Raw genomic sequence first — 24,514 nt, 5'->3', positions numbered from 1 at the left:
GTAAAGAACATGTGGAATAACGCTCGCCAGATGAACCTCACGGCCAACGCACTGCACGTATTGCTCGTGTTCGTGCTGCTTGGGGCCGCCGGTTACTGGGCGATCCAGCGGCCGGAATTTCGCCTGCGCGAGATCCAGATTGACGGCGACACGTTGCACATCAATTCGCCGACCGTGCGCGCAAGCGTGGTGGGGCATTTGAAGGGCAACTACTTCACTGTCGATCTTGACGCAGCACGTACCGCGTTCGAACAGATGCCGTGGGTGCGCCATGCGAGCGTGCGGCGCGTGTGGCCGAACGCGCTGGCGGTGACGCTGGAAGAATTCAAGCCGCTTGGCACATGGGGCACGGATCAACTGGTCAGCGTTGACGGCGATTTGTTCACGGCGAACCAGGGCGAGCTCGATGACGACTTGCCCGCGTTCGAAGGGCCGGATGGATCGGCGAAAGAAGTGGTGCAGCGGTACCGGGATTTCACGAAGTGGTTCGCACCGCTCGACGCGCATCCGGAAGAAGTCATCTTGTCGCCTCGATACGCGTGGACAGTAAAGCTTTCGAACGGGACGCAGATCGAGTTGGGGCGCGAGCGCAATCAGGACACGTTGTTCGATCGCAGCAAACGGTTCGTGGCGGCCTGGTCGGCGGTGACGGGGCGGTGGGGAAATGACATCGAGTACGCGGATTTGCGCTATCCGAACGGCTTTGCGATCAAGGCCGCGAACATGCGCTTTATCAGCGACACCGACAAAGCGAAGAAGTAAGCAGACATCACAGGCAATGAGCACCCTATGAGCAAAGACTACAAAGACTTGCTGGTCGCCCTCGACATCGGGACGTCGAAGGTGGTGGCTATCGTCGCCGAGTTGAAAGGCGAAGGCCACTACGAGGTGATCGGGCTCGGGCAGAGCGACTCGAAGGGATTGAAGAAGGGCGTGGTGGTGAATATTGAAGCCACCGTCCAGTCGATCCAGCGCGCGCTCGAAGAAGCCGAATTGATGGCCGATTGCAAGATCACGAATGTGTTCACCGGCATCGCCGGCAGCCACATTCGCAGCTTCAATTCGAGTGGCATGGTTGCTATCAAGGACAAGGAAGTTACGCAGACCGATGTGGCGCGCGTGATCGAAACGGCCAAGGCGATCAACATCCCGACCGATCAGCAGGTGCTGCATATCCTGACGCAGGAATTCATCATCGATGGGCAGGAGGATGTGCGCGAGCCGATCGGCATGAGCGGCATCCGGCTGGAAGTGAAGGTGCACATTGTGACGGGCGCGGTGAGCGCGGCGCAGAACATCGTGAAGTGCGTGCGCCGTTGCGGCCTGGAAGTGAACGACCTGATTCTCCAGCCACTGGCTTCGTCGCTGGCGGTGCTGACGGAAGACGAGAAGGAACTGGGCGTGGTGCTGGTGGATATCGGCGGTGGCACGACCGATATTGCGATCTTCAGCGAAGGCGCGATCCGTCATACGGCGGTGATTCCTATCGCCGGCGATCAGATCACGAGCGACGTGGCCATGGCGCTGCGCACACCCACGCCCGATGCCGAAGATATCAAGGTGAGCTACGGAATCGCGAAGCAGGCGCTCGCTGATCCGGATGAAATGATCGAAGTGCCGGGACTTGGCGAGCGCGGTCCGCGCACGTTGTCACGGCAAGCGCTGGCGGCTGTTGTCGAACCGCGCGTTGAAGAACTGTTCTCGCTCGTGCAGCAGGTCGTGCGCGAGTCGGGCTACGAAGAATTGCTGAGCAGCGGTGTAGTGCTGACAGGTGGCGCATCGATGATGCCCGGCATGGTCGAACTCGGCGAAGACATCTTCCTGAAGCCGGTGCGTATTGGCGTGCCCGAATACGCGGGCGGTCTGGCCGATGTCGTTCGCAACCCGCGCTATTCAACAGCAATGGGTTTGCTCGTCGAAGGCCGTTCGCAACGCATGCGTGGCCGCAAGGTTGCCGTGCAGTCCGGATCGATGGGACAGGTTTTGGGACGCATGAAAGATTGGTTCCTGGGAAATTTCTGAACAAACAGAATTCGCGCTGGTGCCGGCGGCTGGCGCGCGACAAGAGGTTGCCCGATCTCTTGCCGAATAACGCCGATTTTCATTCTTGACGGAGGCAATATGGATTTCGAAATGCTGGAAACGGAAACCAACGGAACGATCATCAAGGTCGTTGGTGTTGGTGGCGCAGGCGGTAATGCAGTACAGCACATGATCAACCGCGGCGTGCAGGGCGTGGACTTCATTGTGATGAACACAGATGCGCAAGCGCTCGCGCGTTCGCGTGCTACGCAGGTGATCCAGTTGGGCAACACGGGTCTCGGAGCGGGTGCGAAGCCGGACATGGGCAAGGCTGCGGCGGAAGATGCGCGCGAGCGTATTGCCGATGCATTGCGCGGCGCGCACATGGTGTTCATCACCGCGGGCATGGGTGGCGGCACGGGTACGGGCGCAGCGCCGGTCGTGGCTCAGATCGCGAAGGAAATGGGTATTTTGACGGTCGGTGTGGTCAGCAAGCCGTTCGAGTTTGAAGGCGGCCGCCGCATGCGCGTGGCTGAAGCGGGATCGCAGCAACTGGAGGATCACGTCGACTCGCTGATCGTCGTTCTGAACGACAAGCTGTTCGAGGTGATGGGCGATGACGCTGAAATGGACAAGTGCTTCCAGTGCGCTGATGACGTATTGAACAACGCTGTTGCCGGCATTGCGGAAATCATCAACGTCGACGGGCTGGTCAACGTCGACTTCGAAGACGTGAAGACGGTGATGGGCGAGCAAGGCAAGGCAATGATGGGCACGGCGACGGTTGCCGGCGTCGATCGCGCGCGCCTGGCTGCAGAACAAGCCGTGGCAAGTCCGCTGCTGGAAGGCGTGGATCTGTCGGGTGCACGTGGCGTGCTGGTGAACATAACGTCGAGCCGTTCGCTGCGTTTGTCCGAAACGCGTGAAGTGATGAACACGATCAAGTCGTATGCAGCAGAAGACGCGACCGTGATCTTCGGCGCGGTGTATGACGACGCCATGGGCGACGCATTGCGCGTGACGGTTGTTGCAACGGGCCTCGGCCGTGCAGCGAAGAAGCAACAAGCTGCACCGATGACCCTGCTGCGTACCGGCACGGACAATGCACCGATCGCGCACGCGCAGCATAGCTACGCACCGCAGCAATCGAACGGCACGGATTACGCTCATCTGGACGCGCCGGCTGTGTGGCGTCAGACGCGTGAAACGGCGGCTTCGCACGTGCAGGCGCTGCAGGAAAAGGGCGTGGACACGTACGACATTCCGGCGTTCTTGCGTAAGCAGGCAGACTGATGATCTTTGCCGGGGAGGCTGGTTTTATTTAAGCGCCCGTTGGCAAAAACTTCAGGCAAAGGTCGTGCTGTCTCAGGTTCAGGCCGCGTCTGCTGGACGCCGGGCTGTGGTTGAGTGACCGCTTCGATTATGTTCATCATCGTCTATATTGGGATGAGATCGAACTGTGAGAGCGGCAGTGGCGCGACGACGTTGAATGTGTGATGTGTGATGAATCAAGTGGTAGATCGCTGGCGTGACCAGCACTGACTCAGTGAAAGGCCGATCCATGATCAAGACAGGTGAAACGCTGCCCGACGAGCGCCTCTTCGAATTTATCGACGTGGCGACGGAGGGTTGCGCCGTGGGACCGAACGGTTTCTCGGTGCGCGAGCGGACGGCGGGCAAGCGCGTGGTGATCTTCGGATTGCCGGGCGCGTTCACGCCCACCTGTTCCGCCAGGCACGTGCCAGGTTTTATCGACAACGCAGAGAAGCTGGCTGCGGCAGGTATCGACGAAATCTGGTGTGTCTCCGTCAACGACGCGTTCGTGATGAACGCGTGGGGACGCGATCTTCAAACCTCGGGCAAGGTGAAGATGATCGCCGACGGTAGCGCACGTTTTACCCGAGCACTCGGCCTGGAGCAGGATTTGTCGGAGCGTGGCATGGGAATTCGCTCCCAGCGTTACGCAATGGTGGTCGAGGACAGCGTGGTCAAGACGCTGAATCTCGAGGCACCCGGCAAGTTTGAAGTCAGCAGCGCTGAGAGCGTACTGGCGACGTTGGGCTGATGTTTCAAGCGATGTTGAGTGGATGTCGGGCCCGTTTCAGGCCGATAAGGCGGGCGTTGTGTTGCATCAAAGCCACATAAAATGACGCTCGCACGCTCTCTTGAAATGCGCCGCAACAAAGTCGCAACAAAGCCGTAACGCGGCGCCGATCTCCGGGAATGCCTCCATTCCGGTCATCGGCCCGACCCTCCTCGCTTTCGCGCGGTAAAGCATCAGACGTGCCGAAGTTACTCGGTAACTTGGAGAAACAAGTTGCAAGGTTCCGTCCGGGACGACGCGAAGCGATTAGAGTATACTTCGCGCTATTGAATACAAATTCACGATTGATTCTCTCAATCGAGAGTCACAATCGAAGCGAAAAAAATCATGTTGAAGCAGCGAACCATTAAAACCATTGTCAAAACCGTCGGAATCGGCCTGCATTCGGGTCGGAAGGTGAATTTGACTCTTCGGCCCGCGCCGGCCAATACCGGTATTGTCTTTGCGCGTATCGACCTGGCTGTGCCGGTGGACATTCCGGTGTCGGCCATGGCTATCGGCGACACACGTCTGGCTTCGGTGTTGCAGAAGGACGGCGCGCGCGTGTCGACTATCGAGCATTTGATGTCGGCGTGTGCGGGACTAGGGATCGACAATCTGTATGTCGATGTCACGGCTGAAGAAATTCCGATTATGGATGGCAGCGCTGCTTCGTTCGTGTTTCTGATTCAATCGGCGGGCATTGAAGAGCAGAACGCGGCAAAGAAATTTATCAAGGTGACGAAGCCAGTTGAAATCCGCGACGGCGATAAATTCGCGCGTCTCGATCCGTATTTCGGCTTCAAACTGAAATTCACCATTGATTTCCGCCATCCGGCTGTCGATAAAACCGGACAGGCGCTTGAAGTGGATTTTGCGAATACGTCCTATGTCCGGGATATTGCCCGGGCACGGACGTTCGGTTTTGCGCATGAAGTGGAAATGATGCGCGAACTCGGCCTGGCACGCGGCGGCAGTATGGACAACGCTATCGTGCTGGACGAATACCGGATTCTGAATAACGACGGTTTGCGTTATGAAGACGAGTTTGTGAAGCACAAGATGCTGGATGCGATTGGCGACCTGTACGTAGCCGGTCATCCGTTGTTGGCGTCGTACGCCGCGTATAAAGGCGGTCACGCAATGAATAATATGTTGCTGCGTGAATTACTGGCGCACGAAGACGCTTATGAAATCGTCACGTTCGAGGATAAGCAAGCGGCACCGCGTGGTTTCGCTTTCGATACCCAGACGGCATTTGCGTAATCAAGAATTAAGAATTGGGTTTGAATGAAATGGGCGGCTGCTTTCGAGCGCCGCTCATTTTTTTTGTGTTTTCGCGTGATGGCGCGCGGCCATTTTAGCGAGCGCTTCCTGAAGCGGCGACGGCTCCAGGGTTTCGGCGAGCGTTTGCAGCGCGTCGGCCCCGGCGGCAGACATGCGCGCTTGTTTGGGCGGAACCACATCTTTCATCGCCTGCGGCCGCACACGAATCTTCAGGGCATTCACCCCCCAGCCGCGTTGCTGCAAATCCACTAAAAGACGTGGTTCGATGTGCCGGAGGCGGGCGGCGAGCGCGTTATGAGCGGCGAAAAGGGCCAATACGCCGTCTTTAATAAAACCCGGTTCCACGTTGGATCCCAGATAATCGGGCAGCAGCGCCACCAAATCGCGTTGCAGCGCGGTTACTTGCTCGACACCGGCACGCAGTGCGAGAAACTCGCTGGTGCGCCCAAGCACTTCCGTCAGCGCTTGCGGCTTGCGGGGATCGAAACGTGGCGGAGGCATTGAATTCGGCGGAAATCGGCTCATTTTTCAATCTGTGGGGCTGGCGGCGATCCGCTGATTGTAACTCTGCGCGCCGTGTGACATGGCGGCGCGCTTTCCGGTTCAAAGCGCGCTAGCATGCCGCCGGACCGATGTATCACAAACGATGTGCACGCAAGCTCCATCGGGGGCGCGTGCTAAAATCCCCGATTCGATTTCACCCATGGACTTAAGCCGCCGAGGTTCCCCGAACTGGGACGCACCCAGCGCGCTCTAAGCCGATACCGCGACGCAGACACTGATCCGATGACCACCGGTTTCCTCCAAAAGTTTTTTGGCAGTCGCAACCAGCGCCTAGTCAAGCAGTACCAAAAGACCGTTGCGGCGATCAATGCTTTCGAGCCGACGATCGAGCAGTACACGGACAAGCAACTGCGCGCGAAGACCGACGAGTTCCGTCAGCGCGTGGCGAGCGGCGAGTCGCTCGACCGGTTGCTGCCCGAAGCGTTCGCGGTGTGCCGCGAGGCCAGCAAACGCGTGCTGAAGATGCGTCACTTTGACGTCCAGCTGATCGGCGGCATGGTGCTGCATTACGGCAAGATCGCGGAAATGCGCACGGGCGAGGGCAAGACGCTCGTTGCCACGCTGGCCGCGTATTTGAACGCGTTGTCCGGACGCGGCGTGCACGTGGTCACGGTGAACGACTACCTCGCGCAACGCGACGCCGAGTGGATGGGCAAGCTCTACAACTTCCTGGGGTTGTCGTGGGGCATCAACCTGTCGCAAATGGAACACGCGCAGAAGCAGGAAGCCTATGCCGCGGACATCACGTACGGCACGAACAACGAGTTCGGCTTCGACTACCTGCGCGACAACATGGTCTACGAGACCCACGCGCGCGTGCAGCGTCCGCTGAATTTTGCGGTGGTCGACGAGGTGGACTCGATTCTTATCGACGAAGCGCGTACGCCGCTCATTATTTCCGGCCAGGCCGAAGATCACACCGAACTCTACGTGCGCATGAACGCGCTGCCGCCGTTGCTCGAGCAGCAGATCGGCGAAGAGAAGGCGGACGGCACGGGCGTCGAGAAAGTGGGCGACTACACGCTCGACGAAAAAGCGCGTCAGGTTTTCCTCACTGAACAAGGTCACGAAAAGGCCGAGCGCCTGCTGGCCGAGTGGGGTCTGATCGGTGAGGGCGAGAGCCTCTACGCGGCGCAAAACATCACGTTGATGCACCACGTGTACGCCGCATTGCGCGCGCACACGCTGTTTTTCCGCGATCAGCATTACGTGGTCCAAGGAAACGAAGTTGTGATCGTCGACGAGTTCACCGGCCGCATGATGACCGGTCGGCGCTGGTCGGACGGCTTGCATCAGGCCGTGGAAGCGAAGGAACATGTCAAGATTCAGAACGAGAACCAGACGCTTGCGTCCATCACGTTCCAGAACTTCTTCCGCATGTATTCGAAGCTGTCCGGCATGACCGGCACGGCAGACACCGAAGCGTACGAATTCAACGAGATCTACGGCCTGGAAACGGTCGTGATCCCGACGAACCGTCCGCCGAAGCGGATCGACAAGCAGGACCAGATCTATAAGACGGCGAAGGAACGCTACGACGCCGTGACGCGCGATATTCGCGAATGCGTCGAGCGTGGGCAGCCGGTGCTGGTCGGCACCACGTCCATTGAGGCGTCCGAGTTGCTGTCCGGTCTCCTCACGCAAGCGGGTCTCAAGCACGAAGTGCTGAACGCGAAGCAGCACGCACGCGAAGCGGCCATTGTTGCGGAAGCCGGGCGGCCGGCCGCGGTCACCATTGCGACCAACATGGCCGGGCGCGGTACGGACATTGTGCTAGGCGGCAATGTGGAGAAGCAGTCGTCGTTTATCGACGCGGACGAAGCGCTCTCCGACGAAGAAAAACAACGCCGTATCAAGCATCTCGAAGACGAATGGCAAGCGCTGCACGACCGCGTGAAGGCGTCGGGCGGCCTGCATATTATTGGTACGGAACGGCACGAATCGCGTCGTATTGATAACCAGTTGCGCGGCCGTGCTGGACGTCAGGGTGATCCGGGTTCATCGCGGTTTTACCTGTCGCTCGACGATCCGCTTTTGCGTATCTTCGCCGGCGATCGCGTGCGTTCGATCATGGACCGCCTGAAGATGCCGGAAGGCGAGGCGATCGAGGCGGGCATTGTCACGCGTTCCATCGAATCGGCGCAGCGCAAGGTGGAAGCGCGCAACTTCGACATTCGCAAGCAATTGCTCGAATACGACGATGTATCGAACGATCAGCGCAAGGTGATCTACCAGCAGCGCAACGAATTGCTCGAAGCGACTGACGTGGCCGAGACAATCACCGCCATGCGTCAGAGCGTGATCACCGAAGTGACGCGTACGCAGATTCCGGCGGGAAGCATTGAAGAGCAGTGGAGTGCGCCGGAACTGGAAGAAGTGCTGCGCAACGAATGGTCACTCGATCTCGCCGTTCAGGAGATGATCAACGAGTCGAACTCTATCGACGCGGACGAGATTTTGGAGGCGGTGGTTTCCGCTGCCGATGAAAGCTACGACGCGAAGGTCGCGCTCGTCGGACGTGAATCGTTCAGCGCATTCGAGCGGTCGATCATGCTGCAGACGCTCGACAGCCGCTGGCGTGAGCATCTGGCCGCACTCGATCACCTGCGTCAGGGCATCCATTTGCGTGGTTACGCGCAGAAAAATCCGAAGCAGGAATACAAGCGCGAGGCGTTCGAACTGTTCGCCGCCATGCTGGATTCGGTGAAGCAGGAAGTCACGCGGGTAGTGATGAACGTGCAGATCCAGTCGCCGGAACAGCTTGAAGAAGCTGCAGAACAGTACGAAGAGCGGGGCAGTCATCTGGAGAACGTGTCGTTCCAGCACGCGGAATTTGCGGATGGCGGCGCGGCGGCAGCAGCAGTCGCGTCCGACGCCACCGCGCAGATGATCAATCAGGCGATGGCATACGGCGACGACACGACCGTCGCCACCCGCGTAGCAGCCGACGACGTGCCGAAGGTCGGACGCAACGACCCGTGCCCGTGCGGCAGCGGCAAGAAGTACAAAAACTGTCATGGCAAGCTCGCATAATCGACAGTTGAAGAGCCGTAGCGAGTAACAAAGAGCATTGGAGACAGGCGACGCAGCAATGCGTCGTTTGTCTTTGGCAGGCTGGTTTTGGTATCCCCGGACGTCCGTCTTTCAAACAAGTCAGGCTCCGTTTCTTTCATCTCCGTGCCGTTGCGCTTTCGGTGCACCGGCACTCGCCACTTTTAGCGAGTCGCGAACATGGCCGTCAATTTCCCCTCGATCGATCCCGCCCATCTGCATCCCGTCGCTGGCGTCACGCTAGGCTGGGCGGAGGCGAACATTCGAAAACCGAATCGCAAGGATGTGCTCGTCATTCAGATCGAAGAAGGTGCGACGGTCGGCGGCGTGTTCACGCAAAACCGTTTCTGCGCGGCGCCGGTGACGGTGTGTCGCGAGCATCTGGACGCAGTGCGTGCGGGTGCCAAAGGCATTCGTGCGCTGGTGGTGAACACGGGCAACGCGAATGCGGGAACCGGTGAGCCGGGCATGGCGCACACGCGCGAAACGTGTGAGGCGCTGGCCGCGCTGCTGGACCTGGAAGCTACGCAGATCCTGCCGTTTTCTACGGGCGTAATTCTTGAGCCGCTGCCGGTTGATCGTTTGAAAGCCGGATTACCTGCCGCGCTGGCGAATCAAAAGCCTGCTCACTGGTACGATGCCGCGCAAACCATCATGACCACCGATACCTTGCCGAAGGCTGCGTCGCGTCAGGTTCAGATCGATGGCCACACGGTCACGCTGTCCGGGATCAGCAAGGGTGCCGGCATGATCCGGCCGAACATGGCGACCATGCTTGGTTTTCTCGCCTGCGACGCCGCTGTTACGCAACCGGTGCTCGATACGCTGATCAAGCACGTTGCCGATCGCTCGTTCAATTGCATCACCATTGACGGCGATACCTCGACGAACGATTCGTTCATCGTGATTGCTTCGGGTAAGTCGACGCTGCCTTTGATTAGCTCGACAGACTCTCCCGCCTATTTCGCGTTGCGCGACGCCGTGACATCCGCGGCGCAAGAGCTGGCGCAATTGATTGTGCGCGACGGCGAAGGGGCGACCAAGTTCATGACGGTGACGGTGGAAGGTGGCACGAGCGAAGCCGAATGCCGGCTGATTGCGTACGCGATCGGCCATTCGCCGCTCGTCAAGACCGCCTTCTACGCGTCCGATCCCAATCTGGGCCGGATTCTCGCTGCTATCGGTTATGCGGGCGTGGCGGATCTCGATGTCAACAAGATCGATCTGTATCTCGACGATGTCCTGGTGGCGAAGAACGGCGGCCGCAATCCTGAGTATCGCGAGGAAGACGGCCAGCGCGTGATGAAGAAAAGCGAAATCGCGATCCGCGTGCTGCTAGGCCGCGGTCAGGCCGACGCCACCATCTGGACGTGCGATCTCTCGCACGATTACGTCAGTATCAACGCCGACTACCGGTCCTGAACCCCACACATTTCCAATGGACAAACTCGAACAATTTCTGACCCGCGCCGAAGCTGTCCTGGCGCGCGTTGAAGGGATGTTGCCGCCGGCTCCGCCGGAAATCGACTGGAACAGTGCCGTGGCATTTCGCTGGCGCAAGCGTCAGGGACGCGGTTTCCTGCAGCCGGTACCGAACCTGTCGCCGTTGTCGCTCGACGATCTTTGCAATATCGAGCGCCAGAAGGGGCTTATCGAGCAGAACACGCGGCAGTTCGTGCGCAAGTCGCCAGCGAACAATGTGCTGCTGACGGGCGCGCGCGGTACTGGCAAGTCATCGCTGATCAAGGCATGCCTGAACGCGTACCACACAGAAGGGCTGCGTCTGATCGAAGTCGATAAAGACGATCTTCACGATCTCGGCGATATCGTCGACCTGATTTCCGCGCGGCCGGAACGGTTCATCGTTTTCTGCGACGACCTCTCGTTCGAAGAAGGCGAGTCAGGCTACAAAGCGCTGAAAGTGGCGCTGGACGGCTCGATCTCCGCTCAATCTGACAATGTGCTGATTTACGCGACGTCGAACCGACGCCATTTGTTGCCCGAATACATGAGCGACAACGAGACCTACAAACACACGTCCGATGGCGAAATTCACCCGGGCGAAGTGGTTGAAGAGAAAATTTCGCTGTCCGAGCGATTCGGCCTGTGGGTGAGCTTTTACCCGTTCAAGCAGGACGATTACCTGACAATCGTCGGGCACTGGCTGAAGCATTTCGGTTGCGAGGCAGAAGAGATTGCGGGTGCTCGCGGCGACGCCCTCGTGTGGGCGTTGGAGCGCGGCTCACGCTCGGGACGGGTAGCGTGGCAATTCGCACGCGACTGGTCGGGCCGCAAGGCATGACGGCTTCCACTGCTTCTACGAGCGTTTCAAACACGGCGCCCGATGGCCGCCGTGTGACGGAGGTCGCGGTCGGCGTGCTCGTGCAGCCGGACGGCCGTTATCTGCTGGCTCAACGTCCGGAAGGCAAGCCATATGAAGGTTACTGGGAGTTTCCCGGCGGCAAGCTGGAAGCGGGCGAAAGCGTTGAAGCGGCGCTCACGCGGGAATTGCATGAGGAATTGGGTATCGACGTAACCGCTTGCGAGCGCTGGCGGACGCTTGAGCACGACTATCCCCATGCTTACGTGCGGCTCTACTTCTGCAAGGTGACCGCGTGGAATGGCGATCCCGTTGGGCGTGAAGGCCAGGCGCTGGCTTGGCAGCATTTACCCGCTGATGTCACACCGTTGCTGCCGGCGGCCATTCCCGTGCTGGAATGGCTCGAGGCTGAAGCGGTGTAGACGCTTTGTTTCGCTGTGCGGCCCAGTCTGGCCTAGTTCAGGCCGCTGTGCGAGTCTTCATCGGGCGGCGTGTCTTGCTGACCGCCGCCGATCTTGTACTTCTCGGTCGCCCAGGCGCCGAGATCGATCTGCTTGCAACGGTCTGAACAAAACGGACGAAAGCGGCTTTCGGGAACCCAGCGGACGTCCTTCTCGCAAGTCGGGCATTTAACGATAGTGGTCATTCGGCAGAGCGGATTTAAAGAGGTTGAGTTCAGTAAATGGGTTTTTTAAGCCCAACTTAAAGACTGCATAGCGTCAGGTGGAACGGGATGTCGGCGTCTACTGCACGTGGCCTCAGATCGCCGTCCTGCACCGTAAAGCGCACCCATAGCATGTACTTGTTCGCACTTGCCTCAGGAATCAGGCGCGTGTCGGACGGCACCCGTACCTGCATCAATTGATAAGTTCGACCCGAAAGCATCTGCTGATAGCTGCCTTGCATTGCCATGACCTTGGACGCCTGGCCCGATTCTCGTGCAAGACGCAGCACGATAGTGGCGGCGTCGCGCAGCGGCAGCATAGGCGTCACCCATTTCGCGATGTCCCCGCGGCGCTCCTCGGCAGGATTCTGTTGCCACGCGAAGTACGACGGCAGGTCGAAGCGGCAGGTTCCACCCGGGATGATCGTACGGCTGCGAATGCTCGCGAGCCATTCGTTGTCGGCCAGATGCTGGCCTGTCTTGCCTTGCATCTGCCCGAGGCCGGCCAATGTCTGCTCGATCTCGCCAAGCACTGATTCCAGCGCATCCTGCTCGATGCCAGGGTTGCCGCGGAACGGCGCCAGCGTCTGGCGTTGCCGCTCCAGCTCTTTCATCAGGTCTGCTTTCAGATCCGTGCGGCCAGCGACTTCTGCGATCTCGAACAACGTGGTCAGTGCAGCGTGATGTTCGCGCGGGTCTTCTTGAGTCAGAAAGAAGGTGAAACGCTCGAAAAGGTCTTCGAGACGCAGCAGCGTTCTGATTCGCTCGTTGAAGGGGTACTCGTAAAGGATCAAGCGCGCTCGCCTCGGCGTTGGTCGAAAGGTTCGATGGCAGAAAGTGAGGACATTCTAATGCCGCATCAAACCCACGGCAAATCCACGCGTTTAATCGCATTCGGCGCGCATTTTCAGCGGTGTTGGTGACGAGTTCGAACGCGTTGCATGCACTTGTTAGGTACGCGGTTTGCTCCCCGTTTTGCTCCTCATCTCGCCCGCCCCAAGGCCATCGCCACATAGCGCGCGTGCAAGGCGTCCACCTCACGCTGCAGCGTTTCCAGCGTGGCGGCAGAGTCATTGACGACGACGTCGTCAGCGGCCGCCAGGCGCGCTTCACGCGTGGCCTGACGCGCGATGATCGCTAGCACCTGATCGCGTGTGAAGCCGTTGCGCCGGATCACCCGCTCGATTTGCGTGTCCACCGGGCAGTCGACCACAAGAACCCGTTCCACCTTGCTTGCACGTTCGCCCGCTTCAATCAGCAACGGCACCACGACGATGTGATAAGTCGCTTGTGCTGCATTGCGCTGACGCTCGCTTTCGGCGCGGATCAGTGGATGCGTGATCGATTCGAGTTGAGCTTTGGCTATGTTATCGGAGAAAACGAGGGTGCGCATTTTTGCGCGATCCAGCGAACCGTCGGCGGCGACGTATTCCGGGCCGAACGTGCTTTCGATCAGCGGCATTGCGACGCCGCCCGGCGCGGTAATCTGGTGCGCGATCAGGTCCGTATCGATGACGGGCACGCCGCGCGCGGCGAACATGTCCGCCACCGTGGTCTTGCCGCTGCCGATTCCGCCGGTCAAGCCGATGCTGAACATCGTTTAACTCCTCTTTTTGCTTCGCTTCATCCGCCGAACAATGCGTAAAGCGGTGTCCCGAAAAATAGCGTGATCACGCCGCCTGCCGCGAGAAACGGCCCGAACGGCAGCGGTTCTTCAAACCGCATCCTGCCGATACCCGTTGCCGCCAGTCCGAAGATCGCGCCCGCCACCGCTGACACCAGCACCACTTGCGGCAGCGCTTGCCAGCCTAGCCACGCGCCAAGCGCGCCGAGCAGCTTGAAATCGCCGTAACCCATACCTTCCACGCCGCGTACCAGCCTGAACAGCCAATACACGCACCAGAGAAACAGATAACCCGCGATGGCGCCGATCACCGCTTCATGCAGCGGGACGAACGCGGCGTCGCCGAGATTGACGATCAGGCCGGCCCACAGCAGCGGTAACGTCAGCGTGTCGGGCAGATAGCGGGTGTCGAAGTCGATCAAGCTGGCGGCCAGCAGCGTCGCGCATAGGCCGAATGCCGCGAGCGCGATCTGCGTGGGTCCAAACGCAAACAGCGAGAGGGCGGCGAACAGCGCGGTAGCCAGTTCGGTCAGCGGATAACGCGGGCTCACGTGCGCGTTGCATTTCGCGCAACGGCCGCGCAGCAGCACGTAACTCACGACTGGAATATTTTCCCACGCACGCAACACGTGGCCGCAATGCGGGCAGGCGCTACGGGGTACCGCGAGGTTATAGCGCGCGGGCGGCGCGTTTTTATGCGCGTCGTCCTCACTGTCGACAGCGTTCTCCGCCTTCCATGCGCGCTCCAGCATGATCGGCAGGCGGTGCACGACGACCGTCAGAAAGCTGCCGATTACCAGCCCGAAGACGATCGCGAAACCATACTGCGCCGCGAGCGGCAAAGCGCCGAACGCGGAACTGTAAGCGTCGAGAGAGCGGCCTGAAAACTCCGCCTGATACAAAGGCTGCATGACTGTCCTGGGTTGAATTCGGCTGCGATCCTACACCACCTACACCACATTCCCGAGTTGGACGATCGGAAGATACATGGCGACGACGAGACCGCCCACCAACGCACCGAGTACCACGATCACGACCGGCTCGCACAGGCTCGCGAATGCGCTGGTCTGTTCGTCCACCTGACGGTCGCCCAGTGTAGCGAGATCGAGCAGCATCGCGTCGAGCGAACCGGACTCCTCGGCCACAGCGATAGGCTGCACCACATCCGGCGGAAAGCAGCCGACCGCACGCATGGCGGCAGCGAGCCGCTCGCCATGCCGAAGCCGCTTGGCGATCTCGACGGTGGCGGTATCGAAGATACGGTTGCCTGTGGCGCTCGCCAACGAATCGAATGCGTCCGACAACGGTGTGCCCGCCGCCAGTAACGTGCCGAGCGCGCGGCTCCAGCGTGCCACCGCCAAGGCGCGCAGGAGGGATCCGGCGAGCGGCAGCTTCAGCATGGCGCGGTCAAACGCGCTTCTAGCCGCGGGGACGCGCTGTAAAAGCCGCTTGAACGCGATGCCGGACACCACGCAAAAGAGCGCGAACGGTCCGCACCAGCGCGCGACGCCATCCGATAACGCGAGCACGAACAAAGTGGGCGCCGGCAATCTAGCGCCGAAACCATCGAAGATGGTCTTGAACGTCGGCACCACGCCAATCAGCAATCCTGCGGTAATGGCAAGCGACAACAACAGCACCACGACCGGATAGGTCAGCGCGGCCCGTAGTTTCGCCCGTTGAGCCCCTGCTCGCTCGCGGTCGTCGGCGAGCCGCGCGAGCACGACCGGCAGCGCGCCGGCCACTTCGCCGACGGCAACCAACTGACAATACAGCGCGTTGAAACAGGCGGGATGACGCGCGAGCGCTTCCGAGAATGCAATGCCCTGCGTGATATCCCGTGCGACCGATCCGACGATGCGCGGCAGGCCGCCGCGCGAAGGGGTGTCGGCGATGAGATCCAGCGACGGCGCAAGCGGCAAGCCAGCGCGTAGCAAGCCGGCGAGTTGCCGCGTGAACAGCGTGACGTCGGCCGCCCGGGCTTTGGGAGGCGGCGCCGAACCGAGCGTGGTGAGTTCCAGCACCGTGACACCAGCGCGTTTTAGCGCAGCACGTGCACGGGTTGAATCGGAGGCGATCGTCTTGCCGCGTTTGTCCGCGCCGTTTGCGTCAATGCCTCGCCAGCCAAAGCGCGTATCGAAATGCGGTTGGCTCATGTTCATGTCAGCTCCGTGGCGTCGGCGGCTTCCGCCACGCTCGTCACGCCTTCGCGTACGCGTGCGAACGCGGCGTCGCGCAGGCTCGGCATGCCCTCGCTTTGCGCCTGTCGCGTGATGGCGTGCGTGGCGGTGCGTGTGACGATCAGTTCGCGCAACGTGTCAGAGACAGGCATCAGCTGATGCACACCCACTCGGCCGCGATAGCCAATGCCATGACATGCCACGCAGCCACGCGGCTCGAACGGTTTGAAGCCCGGCTCGAACTCCAGGTCTGAAGGCAAGCGACAAGCGTCACAAAGCCGTCGCACCAGCCGTTGCGCTGTAACAAGCCTCAGCGCCGACGCCAGGTTGTACGGCGCAATGCCAATATCGATCAATCGTGCGATGGCTGCGGGTGCGTCGTTGGTATGCAGCGTGGAGAGCACGAGATGACCCGTTTGCGCGGCCTTCACGGCAACGTCGGCGGTTTCCGCGTCGCGGATTTCGCCGACCATGATCACGTCCGGATCTTGCCGCATGAACGCGCGCAGCGCGACCGCGAAAGTGAGGCCGGCTTTGTCACGGACACTGACCTGATTGATACCGGCAAGCTGGATTTCGGCAGGATCTTCGACGGAGCAGACATTGCGTGACTCCGCGTTCAGCATCTGCAAAAAGCAATACAGCGACAAGGTCTTGCCGCTGCCGGTGGGGCCAGTGACCAGCACGAGTCCGTGCGGCGCGTGGATCGCGGCTTCCACAGCCTTCTGCTGCTCCGGTGCAAGCCCCAACGCCGCCAGCGACAGATCCGCCGGCAGTGACTCCAGGCGGCGCAACACCAGTTTTTCACCAAACAGGACCGGCAGCGAATTCACGCGATAGTCCTCTGGATTCCCATTCGCCAGAGGCAACCGCAAACGTCCGTCCTGCGGCACGCGCCGCTCGGCAATGTCCATGCGCGCCAGTACTTTGATCCGCGTGATGAAAGCGTCACGCAAATGCGGCGGCGGTTTGAGAAAGACGTGCAACGCACCGTCAATACGCAAGCGGATACGCCACTCGTGCTCGCCCGGTTCGACGTGAATATCGGATGCGCCGCGTGCAGCTGCTTCGCGCAGGGTATCGGTGAGCAACGCAACGGCGGGTGCGTTGTCGGCGTCAGGGATTGCATCGGCCGGGCGAGCGGTTAGCTGCGGCGGAGGCCGCGAAAACGTAACTGGGAGAAAGGAGGGCATGGACATGGCTCGGTGAACGGATGCCCCGATCTTGTCCTCCCGCGGACCTCATTCCAACTCGGCCGAACGGCTAACGCTTAGCAACGCTGAAAAAGCTGGCCGAACGGCTAACGCGGCCCGGCAGGTGATTCGCGGAGGTGGAAACGGTGCAAGCTGATGCAACCAGAAGCCCAACGCGAAACCCGAGCCGCCCATGAACCCAACTTCGTTGCTACCCTTGTTTTCTCAGCAGCACGCCTTGCGGGCGGAATATTTTCACGGTGCGTATCGCCTGATCGTCGCTGCGCATGACTTCGAAATGCACGCCAGCAATACGCACGCTCACGTCGCCGTCCGGAATTTCTTCCAGGGTCTCGAGGATCAGGCCGTTGAGCGTCTTCGGGCCGTCGGTGGGAAGCGTCAGCTTCAGCCAGCGGTTCAACTCGCGCAACGGCATGCTGCCCGCCACAATGCATTCGCCTTCCTCGTTCCAGCCGCTACGCGAACCGGCCCCGCGTGGAATGGTCGTGGTGAACTCACCAATCAATTCTTCAATGATGTCTTCCGGCGTCACCAGTCCCTGCAGCTCGCCATATTCGTTCACCACAATCGCGATTCGATGCCGGCTTTCCTGAAAGAATTGGAGTTGCTGAAACACGGGCGTGCCTGCCGGGACGAAGTACGGTTCGGCCAACAGTTCACGCAAGGTCTCCCGCTCGAACTCCTGGTTATGCAGTGCCGAGAGCGTCTTTCTCACGTGCAGAACACCCAGCACGCGGTCGATGTCGCCCTGATATACCACCAGCTTGTTGTGATAGCAGGTTTCGAGCTGATGCAGGATGGTGTCGAAGGGGGCATCGAAATCCAGTGCTTCAATCCGGCGGCGCGGGATCATCACGTCGTCGACGGTGATGTTCTCCAGATCGAACAGGTTCAGCAGGATGCTGCGGTGCTTGGTCGGCATGAAATTGCCCGATTCCAGCACGATAGTGCGCAGTTCTTCCGTGGAGAGCCGCTGGTCCCGGCCACCTTTCGTATTAATGTGCAGGACTCTCAGCACACCGTTCGCGAACAGGTTGACGAACCAGACGAGCGGTCTCGCCACGCGCATCAACGGCGACAAAACCAGGCTGGCCGGGAGCGCGACTTTTTCCGGATACGTCGCGCCGACGATCTTCGGCGCAATCTCGGCAAACACAATGATGAGGAATGCGACAACCCCGGTCGTCACCGACAACACCAGATTGTTATGGCCGAAAGTGCGCAGCGCGATGGACGTTGTCAGTACCGGAATGATCGTGTTGATCAGATTGTTGCCGATCAGGATCACGCTCAGCAGTTGATCGGTCTTGGCGAGCAGGCCCTGCGTTACGCGAGCGCGCAGCGAGCCCTGGTTGGCGAGGTGTTTCAGCCGATGGCGATTGAGCGCCATCATTGACGTTTCGGAAATCGAGAAGAATGCGGAGAGAAACAGGAGCAGGAAAATGGCGCAGATTTGCGCCCATAAGGGAATGTGGTCCACGCGCGATCTGGAAAGGGAGGATGGGAAAGACTATAGCAGAGCAGAAAGCGATTGCTTCTCTTGCTCGTCAAGGCTTCGGGACGATCGTTCGACCTATCCCGTCATCCTTTGGCGATTAGTGGCTACAACTGAAACCTGCGGCTGAATTGACGTCGCCGCCAGTGTATTCCGGCCCGGTCGGGTAATGGGCATAGAGGGGCATAGGGGCATAGGGACAGCGTGACGACAGCTATCCCGTTAGCGACGCAACGATCTTGAATGCCGTGATGTATTGCGAGGTGTCTAGTCCGTCGCGCCTGCTGTCGATGAATCGACCACGTTCGCGACCCGTTGCGCGTCGAACAATGCCCGCACGCCTTCGCTCGAGCCGAGCATGGCTGCGCCGTTGTGGCCCGCACCGGCAACTTCCCAGCAGCGATGTCCGAGCCGTGGGTGGCGGGCTTTGAGGTACGAGAAATAAGAACGTCCACGCGCGAGCCGATGAGGTCCTTGTGCTTGGGCTGCGCACGACCGGTCGAGCGCATCGTGGTGCGGATCGCAATCCTGCTGGCCGAGCAGATAGACAACGTCGCTTGCCGCGTAGCGTGTTTCGAATGCATCGAACGACGCGGACTCTGCGTAGCGTGGCGCGCGCCGCACACCGTACTTCCAGTCATCCACGCCGGGGCACGCGGTGGTATCGGCGGGACGCAGAACGCCGTCTGCGTAAGGCCGCATTGAATCGAAGTACACATACGACGATGGATTCGCGATCACGTACCGGCGCCGCACGCCGGGTACGTTACAACCCGCGCCCACAATCGCGTACCGGTGCGCGACCTGCGCGCCGCCCGAATGCCCGGCGATCACCACGTCGAGCAGACCCGGATAACGCGCAAGATCCGCGAATTGCGCGATGAATGCATCGAGGACATCGAAGGAGCTAAGCGGCGCGGGACCGAGCGCGTCGTCGCCGCCCATCCATGAAGTCCATTCCCAGTGCAGCGTGTCGGCAGACAAATCGTGCGCGGCAATATCCGCGGTGGCCAGGAACTGCGGCACGAGCAGCAATGTACGGGCGGGATCGGTCGATGCCGCCGCCAGCGCGCGTTGCGCCGAGAGCAGATAGGCATCGGCATCGCGCAACCGGCCGTGCAGCAGGATTACGATTCGCGTAACGTTCGCAGCATCTCGTTCTTCGATCGATCGATAAAACGGCACCGCACCCGCGCCGCGCGATGTAACCACGTGTAGCCGTTCGTTGCCTACTGCGCTAACCGGGCGCTCGTTGCGAGCTTTAGGGGAAGAGGGGAACACGGCAGTCATTTCAATCCAGCGGGAGGGCATTGGGATCGCGGCGCAGACGTTGCCCGGAACGTGTCAGCCCGACCAGCGCGAGCGACACGAAGCCCGCGAAGATCAAGTAATACGCCGGCACAATATTCGATCCGGTCACGGTGATCAGCGTGGAGACAGTCAGCGGCGCGAGGCCGCCGAACAGCGTCACCGCGATGTTGTATGAGAGCGCGACGCCGGTAGAGCGCGTGGCAGTGGGGAACAACTGCGTGAGCATGCCGGGATGCGGTCCGGACATCAGGCTCAGCACCACGGTTGCGACCATTTGCGCGGCGAAAACACGGCCCGGCGTGGGAGACGCGAGTACCCATGCAAACAGCGGATACGCGATGACGACCCACACAATAGTCACCGGAAAGAACAGCCGGTACGCGCCGATCCGATCCGCGAGTTTTCCCGCGAGCGGATAACCCACTATGGAGACGAGCCCTGACACCGCCGTGCCGAACAACGCGTTCTTGAGCGGCAGGTGCAACTGACGCTCGACATACAGCGGCATGAACGTGTGCCACAGATAATTCGTTGCCGTACCGACGATGATTACGCCCATCGCGCACAACGACGCGTCGCCGCGTTGCCGGAAAAAGCCGCGGATGGTTTGTCGCGGCGCGTGGCCGAGCCGTTCTCGCAACTCCACGAACTCGGGCGATTCCGCGACTTTGTGGCGGATGTAGAACCCCACCGGCCCGACCAGCGCGCCGACCAGGAAGGGCACGCGCCAGCCCCAGGATTCGAGCGCCCCCCGGTCCAGATTCGACGTCAGGAAATAACCAAACGCCGACGAAAGCACCAGCGCCACCGCCTGCGACGTCATCTGGAAGCTGCCGAAGTACATTTTCTTGCCGCGCGGCGCGTATTCCGTGAGCATGGCGGCGGCCGTGGCGAACTCGCCGCCAACCGATAAACCCTGCATGACGCGTGCAAGCAGTACAAGCAAGGGCGCGGCGATCCCGATAGTCGAATAGCCGGGAGTCAGGCCCATCAACAAGGTGCTGGCGGCCATCAACAGGATCAGCATGGAGAGAGTCTTGCGGCGCCCCACGCGATCCGCGTACGCGCCGATCGCGATTCCGCCGAGCGGCCGCACGATAAATCCGATCGCGAAAGTGCCGAGCGTCAGCGCTGTGGAAAGCGCAGTGTTACCGACCGGGAAAAATACGTGCGCGATGATCTTCGCGAAGTAGCCGTAGATCAGGAAATCGAACCATTCCAGCCCATTGCCAATTACCGAAGCCAGCACGGCGCGGCGAATCTGGGACTTGCTGAGCGACGCCAATGAAGCTGGCGGATGGTCGGCCGCGCCGGGTGGGAAAGTGGTTTCCATATGTCTCCAGATCCGTGCATTTATGTGTATTTGAATCGAAGAGTACGAAACGCAGTGGCAAATGTAAAATACATATCGAATGGCATTGCCATATTTTTCATGTATGTGAGGCTATCTAGATGGAACTGCGTCACCTGCGGTACTTCCTTACCGTCGCCGAAGAGCGCCAGTTCACGCGGGCGGCGGCGCGGCTGCATATCCAGCAGCCGCCGTTGTCGCAGCAGATTCAGGAGCTCGAGCGCGAACTGGGTTTTGCGCTTTTCACGCGCTTGCCGCGTGGGGTGGAACTGACATCGGCGGGCGCGGCTTTTGAGACCGATGCCCGCGCCGTGCTCGACGCGCTCGATCAAGGCGTGGTCAACGCTCGCCGAGTGGCGAACGGCCAGCTCGGCTCCGTGCGGATCGCGCTGACGAGCTCAGCGGCGTTCCATCCACTCGCCACTGCCGCAATCCGCCGTTTTCGCGCGACGCATCCGGACATCGCCATTGACCTGAACGAGATCAATGCGGCTGACATCATCGAACGGATGATGAATGGGCGTGTCGATGCAGGCATTTTGCGCAAGCCGATCGAGACGCCCGCGGAGTTGCGCTTCGACCTGCTGCACGAGGAGCGCATGGTGCTCGTGCTGCCGGTCGGGCATGCGCTGCTGCCGGCAAAAGGCGTGCGCCCAGGCAAACAGCCGCGTGTGCCGCTGAAGGCGCTTGCCGGCGAGTCGTTTATCTTCGTGCGGCGGCCGGGTGCGCCGGGCATGTACGCTGACTTCATCCGCGCGTGCGAGGCGGCGGGATTCAAGCCGGAGGTGGTGAGCGAAGTGCCGCGCATGCTGAGCGCCATCAATCTGGTGGCGGCGGGCGGCGGCATCACGCTCGTGCCGGCATCCATGCAGCGATATCAACAGGAAGCCGTGGTGTACTGCGCTGTTACCGGTGACGAAGCGTTCTCCGCGCCGCTCCACCTTGTCACGCGCCGCGACGCCGCGAATCCGGCTGCACTGCGATTCGCGCAAGCGGTGCTGGCTTTCGTTTCGCCAAGCGCGAAGGGTGCTGAAGCCACCGATACCTTTCAACACCTCACCTGACAAACCCTCTACAAACGTAAGTTCGCGTTTTCCCGCAGAATCGATGGAATAAACCAGCACCACGACGCGTTTGGATCGTGTCGTCTGCAAACATTCGCGCTTGAACTTGAATAAGCCAACCCGGCGCGACAGGTCGCAGAAAGAACCATCCCGCCGATCCCCATTTTCCGCACGGAGTTTCAATGTCCACGCAAGCTGCCAACGTGGTGTCAGAACCGCCACAAACCGAGACGACGCTGTGCTACACGCGTACCGCGATGGTCCTGCACTGGCTCATTGCGTTGCTGATCATCTGCAACGTCGTACTGGGACTGACAGCGGAATCGTTCCCCGATTCATGGGTGCGTCCGGTCGTCGATACCCATAAGTCCATCGGCATTACCGTTCTCGGGCTGGTGTTACTGCGTATCTTGTGGCGCGTTTCGCATCGGCCGCCGCCGTTGCCGAAGGCGTTTCCGAAGTGGGAACACATGGCCGCTCACATCGCACACTTTGTGCTCTATCTGCTGATGATCGGTCTGCCCCTGTCCGGCTGGTTGCACGATTCGGCGTGGAAAGACGCCGCCACGCATCCAATGCATCTATTCGGCCTGATTCCGTGGCCGCGCGTGGGTCTCGTGATGCATCTCGATCCGGTGCTGAAGGAGTCGTTGCACGATCGTTTCGGCGCATTGCATGCTTGGCTGGGTTACGCGCTTTACGCACTTTTGGCGATGCACGTGGGCGGCGCGCTCAAGCATCAGTGGATCGACAAGAAGTCGGTGATCTCGCGGATGGTGCCGTGATGGATGTGGATCTGCACGCCATTCCCACGCGGACGAAAAAGACCCGAACCCAACCCTCTTTGGAGGAAGCGCTCGCGCAGGCTTCGCCGCGCATCGCGCCGCGCCCGGTCACGCTCGCGAGCGTGCTGATTCACGGCGGCGTGGTCGTGCTGTGGCTCGTGCTGTTCGCCCGCGCATTCTTCCTGCATGGCGTGGTGGCATGGTCAACGGGCATTGCCTACGTGGTCTACGACACCTTGCTGCTGATGTTCGTCGCGGCGAAATCGTGGACGCTCGTCAGGCCGCACAAGCCGCTTGATCGCAAGCAGCGAGAACGCGGATTGCCGAAGCTCGGCGTGATAGTGGCGTCGCATAACGAAGCGGCCGTGCTGCCCAATACGCTGGCGAAATTGCTCGGGCAAACGCACGGCGCGGCGCAAATTGTGATCGCCGACGATGGTTCTTCGGATGCCACCGCCGAGCTTCTCACGCAGCGTTTTGGTCTTGTCGCGCCGGTGGAGGGCGAGTTAAGCGCGGCGTCGACGCTGCATCCGACGCTCTTCTGGCTGCGCGTGGCGCATGGCGGCAAGGCGCGTGCGCTGAACGCGGCGATCGAAAAGATCGGTACGCCGATTGTCATGACCGTCGATGCCGATACACGTTTGGCCGACGACGCCGTCCTCGCTATGCGCAGCGCGTTTGCATCGCGGCCGAACCTGGTTGCGGCGGCTGGCATCCTGGTTCCGGTCTGCAGCAAAACGATGAGTGGCCGGTTCTTCCAGTGGTTCCAGACGTACGAGTACATCCGCAATTTCATCGCGCGGTTTGCGTGGATGCGCGCCGATAGCCTGCTGCTGATCTCGGGCGCGTTCGCTTCGTTTCGCCGCGATGCGTTGCTGGCCGTCGGCGGTTTCGATCCGCAATGCCTGGTGGAAGATTACGAGCTGATTCACCGGCTGCGCCGTCATTCCGTCGATCACGGTCTGGACTGGGACGTGCGGGTGGTGGGCAACGCGCATGCCATCACGGACGCACCGAGTTCGTTCAGTGGGTTCATGCGACAGCGGCGGCGCTGGTTCGCGGGCTTTTTGCAGACGCAATACTGGAATCGCGACATGACCGGCAACCGGCGTTACGGCACGCTTGGTTTGCTGATGCTGCCCGTGAAGGCCTTCGATACCGTGCAGCCTATCTACGGCTTGACGGCGTTTGCGCTGCTGCTTGGGTTTATCGTGGATCGGCGCGGCGCTATTGTCCTGCCGATTTTCAGCGTGATCGGCGCGAAGATTCTTATCGATTTCGCGTTTCATTTGTGGACTGTGCATTTATACCGGCGCTGGACGGGAGACACGGCCGGGTCGAGCTTGTGGATGGCGGTCGTGACGGCGATTGTCGAGCCGTTCACATTCCAGTTGCTGCGCCATACGGGCGCGGCGCTTGGCTGGGTCGACTTCCTTGGCGGTTCACGTGCGTGGCGCGTGCAGACGAGGGCGGGGCTCGCGGCCGCGGATGAGGCTTGA

Annotated in this window: 22 protein-coding genes; 12 read left to right on the top strand and 10 right to left on the bottom strand. The window is 60.5% G+C overall.

Annotation, left to right across the window (positions count from 1 at the left end):
• Window positions 1-9: 9 nt before the first annotated feature.
• The 5 genes from SBC1_RS15215 (at window position 10) to lpxC (ending at window position 5,371) form a co-directional block, all read left to right on the top strand.
• Window positions 10-762: a cell division protein FtsQ/DivIB gene (locus SBC1_RS15215; RefSeq protein ID WP_165092597.1), complete on the top strand. Its 753-nt coding sequence runs from the start codon at window positions 10-12 to the stop codon at window positions 760-762.
• Window positions 763-789: 27 nt separating this feature from the next.
• Window positions 790-2,022 carry a cell division protein FtsA gene (gene ftsA, locus SBC1_RS15210; protein ID WP_031360698.1) on the top strand — a complete coding sequence of 411 codons (1,233 nt, stop codon included), beginning with the start codon at window positions 790-792 and terminating at the stop codon, window positions 2,020-2,022.
• A 99-nt stretch (window positions 2,023-2,121) separates the two neighbouring features.
• On the top strand, window positions 2,122-3,315 hold the full coding sequence (gene ftsZ / locus SBC1_RS15205) for a cell division protein FtsZ (protein ID WP_165092596.1): 1,194 nt from the start codon (window positions 2,122-2,124) through the stop codon (window positions 3,313-3,315).
• A 268-nt stretch (window positions 3,316-3,583) separates the two neighbouring features.
• A complete protein-coding gene (locus SBC1_RS15200; protein WP_165092595.1) occupies window positions 3,584-4,087 on the top strand; it encodes a peroxiredoxin in 504 nt (167 codons plus the stop codon).
• A 366-nt stretch (window positions 4,088-4,453) separates the two neighbouring features.
• Window positions 4,454-5,371, top strand: a complete 918-nt coding sequence (gene lpxC / locus SBC1_RS15195) for a UDP-3-O-acyl-N-acetylglucosamine deacetylase (protein WP_165092594.1) — start codon at window positions 4,454-4,456, stop codon at window positions 5,369-5,371.
• A 54-nt stretch (window positions 5,372-5,425) separates the two neighbouring features.
• Here lpxC and SBC1_RS15190 read toward each other — a convergent pair whose 3' ends face one another.
• Complete coding sequence (locus SBC1_RS15190; RefSeq protein WP_165988393.1) at window positions 5,426-5,917, bottom strand: DciA family protein; 492 nt, start codon at window positions 5,915-5,917, stop codon at window positions 5,426-5,428.
• A 261-nt stretch (window positions 5,918-6,178) separates the two neighbouring features.
• Between SBC1_RS15190 and secA the strand changes: the two genes are divergently transcribed.
• From secA to SBC1_RS15170, 4 genes are all read left to right on the top strand, one after another.
• A complete protein-coding gene (gene secA, locus SBC1_RS15185) occupies window positions 6,179-8,989 on the top strand; it encodes a preprotein translocase subunit SecA (RefSeq protein WP_165092592.1) in 2,811 nt (936 codons plus the stop codon).
• A gap of 198 nt (window positions 8,990-9,187) precedes the next feature.
• Complete coding sequence (argJ, locus tag SBC1_RS15180) at window positions 9,188-10,429, top strand: bifunctional glutamate N-acetyltransferase/amino-acid acetyltransferase ArgJ (protein ID WP_165092591.1); 1,242 nt, start codon at window positions 9,188-9,190, stop codon at window positions 10,427-10,429.
• A gap of 16 nt (window positions 10,430-10,445) precedes the next feature.
• Window positions 10,446-11,309 (top strand): ATP-binding protein, encoded by an 864-nt coding sequence (locus SBC1_RS15175; protein WP_089162459.1) that lies wholly within the window; start codon window positions 10,446-10,448, stop codon window positions 11,307-11,309.
• Window positions 11,306-11,749 carry an NUDIX domain-containing protein gene (locus SBC1_RS15170; protein ID WP_165988904.1) on the top strand — a complete coding sequence of 148 codons (444 nt, stop codon included), beginning with the start codon at window positions 11,306-11,308 and terminating at the stop codon, window positions 11,747-11,749. Before SBC1_RS15175 ends, SBC1_RS15170 begins: the two co-directional genes overlap by 4 nt.
• Before the next feature lie 32 nt (window positions 11,750-11,781).
• Here SBC1_RS15170 and SBC1_RS15165 read toward each other — a convergent pair whose 3' ends face one another.
• The 9 genes from SBC1_RS15165 to SBC1_RS15125 form a co-directional block, all read right to left on the bottom strand.
• Window positions 11,782-11,973 (bottom strand): DNA gyrase inhibitor YacG, encoded by a 192-nt coding sequence (locus SBC1_RS15165; protein WP_165092589.1) that lies wholly within the window; start codon window positions 11,971-11,973, stop codon window positions 11,782-11,784.
• Window positions 11,974-12,029: 56 nt separating this feature from the next.
• Window positions 12,030-12,785: a cell division protein ZapD gene (gene zapD, locus SBC1_RS15160; RefSeq protein ID WP_031360708.1), complete on the bottom strand. Its 756-nt coding sequence runs from the start codon at window positions 12,783-12,785 to the stop codon at window positions 12,030-12,032.
• A gap of 188 nt (window positions 12,786-12,973) precedes the next feature.
• The gene (gene coaE, locus SBC1_RS15155) at window positions 12,974-13,588 is read right to left on the bottom strand and encodes a dephospho-CoA kinase (RefSeq protein ID WP_165988391.1); all 615 of its coding nucleotides are present in this window, start codon (window positions 13,586-13,588) and stop codon (window positions 12,974-12,976) included.
• A gap of 26 nt (window positions 13,589-13,614) precedes the next feature.
• Complete coding sequence (locus SBC1_RS15150; RefSeq protein ID WP_165092587.1) at window positions 13,615-14,526, bottom strand: A24 family peptidase; 912 nt, start codon at window positions 14,524-14,526, stop codon at window positions 13,615-13,617.
• A 39-nt stretch (window positions 14,527-14,565) separates the two neighbouring features.
• A complete protein-coding gene (locus SBC1_RS15145) occupies window positions 14,566-15,777 on the bottom strand; it encodes a type II secretion system F family protein (protein ID WP_165988389.1) in 1,212 nt (403 codons plus the stop codon).
• Window positions 15,774-16,994 carry an ATPase, T2SS/T4P/T4SS family gene (locus SBC1_RS15140; RefSeq protein ID WP_165988387.1) on the bottom strand — a complete coding sequence of 407 codons (1,221 nt, stop codon included), beginning with the start codon at window positions 16,992-16,994 and terminating at the stop codon, window positions 15,774-15,776. The genes SBC1_RS15145 and SBC1_RS15140 overlap by 4 nt, the downstream gene beginning before the upstream one ends.
• A gap of 205 nt (window positions 16,995-17,199) precedes the next feature.
• Complete coding sequence (locus SBC1_RS15135; RefSeq protein ID WP_165092584.1) at window positions 17,200-18,489, bottom strand: HlyC/CorC family transporter; 1,290 nt, start codon at window positions 18,487-18,489, stop codon at window positions 17,200-17,202.
• A 282-nt stretch (window positions 18,490-18,771) separates the two neighbouring features.
• Window positions 18,772-19,794, bottom strand: coding sequence for a hypothetical protein (locus SBC1_RS15130; protein WP_165092583.1), 1,023 nt, complete (start codon window positions 19,792-19,794; stop codon window positions 18,772-18,774).
• 1 nt (window position 19,795) lies between these two features.
• Window positions 19,796-21,148: an MFS transporter gene (locus SBC1_RS15125; RefSeq protein ID WP_165092582.1), complete on the bottom strand. Its 1,353-nt coding sequence runs from the start codon at window positions 21,146-21,148 to the stop codon at window positions 19,796-19,798.
• 119 nt (window positions 21,149-21,267) lie between these two features.
• On the opposite strand from SBC1_RS15125, the gene SBC1_RS15120 reads away from it, so the two are divergent.
• The 3 genes from SBC1_RS15120 to SBC1_RS15110 all read left to right on the top strand — a co-directional run bounded on the left by SBC1_RS15120 (window position 21,268) and on the right by SBC1_RS15110 (window position 24,514).
• The gene (locus tag SBC1_RS15120; RefSeq protein WP_165988385.1) at window positions 21,268-22,230 is read left to right on the top strand and encodes a LysR family transcriptional regulator; all 963 of its coding nucleotides are present in this window, start codon (window positions 21,268-21,270) and stop codon (window positions 22,228-22,230) included.
• Window positions 22,231-22,412: 182 nt separating this feature from the next.
• Complete coding sequence (locus tag SBC1_RS15115) at window positions 22,413-23,015, top strand: cytochrome b (RefSeq protein WP_165988383.1); 603 nt, start codon at window positions 22,413-22,415, stop codon at window positions 23,013-23,015.
• Window positions 23,015-24,514, top strand: a complete 1,500-nt coding sequence (locus tag SBC1_RS15110; RefSeq protein ID WP_165988902.1) for a glycosyltransferase family 2 protein — start codon at window positions 23,015-23,017, stop codon at window positions 24,512-24,514. The genes SBC1_RS15115 and SBC1_RS15110 overlap by 1 nt, the downstream gene beginning before the upstream one ends.

It is taken from the genome of Caballeronia sp. SBC1, from assembly GCF_011493005.1.
Classification (GTDB): Bacteria; Pseudomonadota; Gammaproteobacteria; order Burkholderiales; family Burkholderiaceae; genus Caballeronia.
The sequence above is the reverse complement of the archived record's forward strand: the minus strand, read 5'-3'. Positions and strand labels throughout refer to the sequence as shown.

What these genes read in the sequence shown, in the direction of transcription:
- SBC1_RS15165 (WP_165092589.1), bottom strand. Translation starts at nt 11,973, where the DNA reads ATGACCACTATCGTTAAATGCCCGACTTGCGAGAAGGACGTCCGCTGG.
- SBC1_RS15110 (WP_165988902.1), top strand. Translation starts at nt 23,015, where the DNA reads ATGGATGTGGATCTGCACGCCATTCCCACGCGGACGAAAAAGACCCGA.
- SBC1_RS15215 (WP_165092597.1), top strand. Translation starts at nt 10, where the DNA reads ATGTGGAATAACGCTCGCCAGATGAACCTCACGGCCAACGCACTGCAC.
- ftsA (WP_031360698.1), top strand. Translation starts at nt 790, where the DNA reads ATGAGCAAAGACTACAAAGACTTGCTGGTCGCCCTCGACATCGGGACG.
- ftsZ (WP_165092596.1), top strand. Translation starts at nt 2,122, where the DNA reads ATGGATTTCGAAATGCTGGAAACGGAAACCAACGGAACGATCATCAAG.
- SBC1_RS15120 (WP_165988385.1), top strand. Translation starts at nt 21,268, where the DNA reads ATGGAACTGCGTCACCTGCGGTACTTCCTTACCGTCGCCGAAGAGCGC.
- SBC1_RS15140 (WP_165988387.1), bottom strand. Translation starts at nt 16,994, where the DNA reads ATGTCCATGCCCTCCTTTCTCCCAGTTACGTTTTCGCGGCCTCCGCCG.
- SBC1_RS15115 (WP_165988383.1), top strand. Translation starts at nt 22,413, where the DNA reads ATGTCCACGCAAGCTGCCAACGTGGTGTCAGAACCGCCACAAACCGAG.
- SBC1_RS15200 (WP_165092595.1), top strand. Translation starts at nt 3,584, where the DNA reads ATGATCAAGACAGGTGAAACGCTGCCCGACGAGCGCCTCTTCGAATTT.
- SBC1_RS15170 (WP_165988904.1), top strand. Translation starts at nt 11,306, where the DNA reads ATGACGGCTTCCACTGCTTCTACGAGCGTTTCAAACACGGCGCCCGAT.
- argJ (WP_165092591.1), top strand. Translation starts at nt 9,188, where the DNA reads ATGGCCGTCAATTTCCCCTCGATCGATCCCGCCCATCTGCATCCCGTC.
- lpxC (WP_165092594.1), top strand. Translation starts at nt 4,454, where the DNA reads ATGTTGAAGCAGCGAACCATTAAAACCATTGTCAAAACCGTCGGAATC.
- coaE (WP_165988391.1), bottom strand. Translation starts at nt 13,588, where the DNA reads ATGTTCAGCATCGGCTTGACCGGCGGAATCGGCAGCGGCAAGACCACG.
- secA (WP_165092592.1), top strand. Translation starts at nt 6,179, where the DNA reads ATGACCACCGGTTTCCTCCAAAAGTTTTTTGGCAGTCGCAACCAGCGC.
- SBC1_RS15150 (WP_165092587.1), bottom strand. Translation starts at nt 14,526, where the DNA reads ATGCAGCCTTTGTATCAGGCGGAGTTTTCAGGCCGCTCTCTCGACGCT.
- SBC1_RS15145 (WP_165988389.1), bottom strand. Translation starts at nt 15,777, where the DNA reads ATGAACATGAGCCAACCGCATTTCGATACGCGCTTTGGCTGGCGAGGC.
- SBC1_RS15190 (WP_165988393.1), bottom strand. Translation starts at nt 5,917, where the DNA reads ATGAGCCGATTTCCGCCGAATTCAATGCCTCCGCCACGTTTCGATCCC.
- SBC1_RS15130 (WP_165092583.1), bottom strand. Translation starts at nt 19,794, where the DNA reads ATGACTGCCGTGTTCCCCTCTTCCCCTAAAGCTCGCAACGAGCGCCCG.
- SBC1_RS15175 (WP_089162459.1), top strand. Translation starts at nt 10,446, where the DNA reads ATGGACAAACTCGAACAATTTCTGACCCGCGCCGAAGCTGTCCTGGCG.
- SBC1_RS15125 (WP_165092582.1), bottom strand. Translation starts at nt 21,148, where the DNA reads ATGGAAACCACTTTCCCACCCGGCGCGGCCGACCATCCGCCAGCTTCA.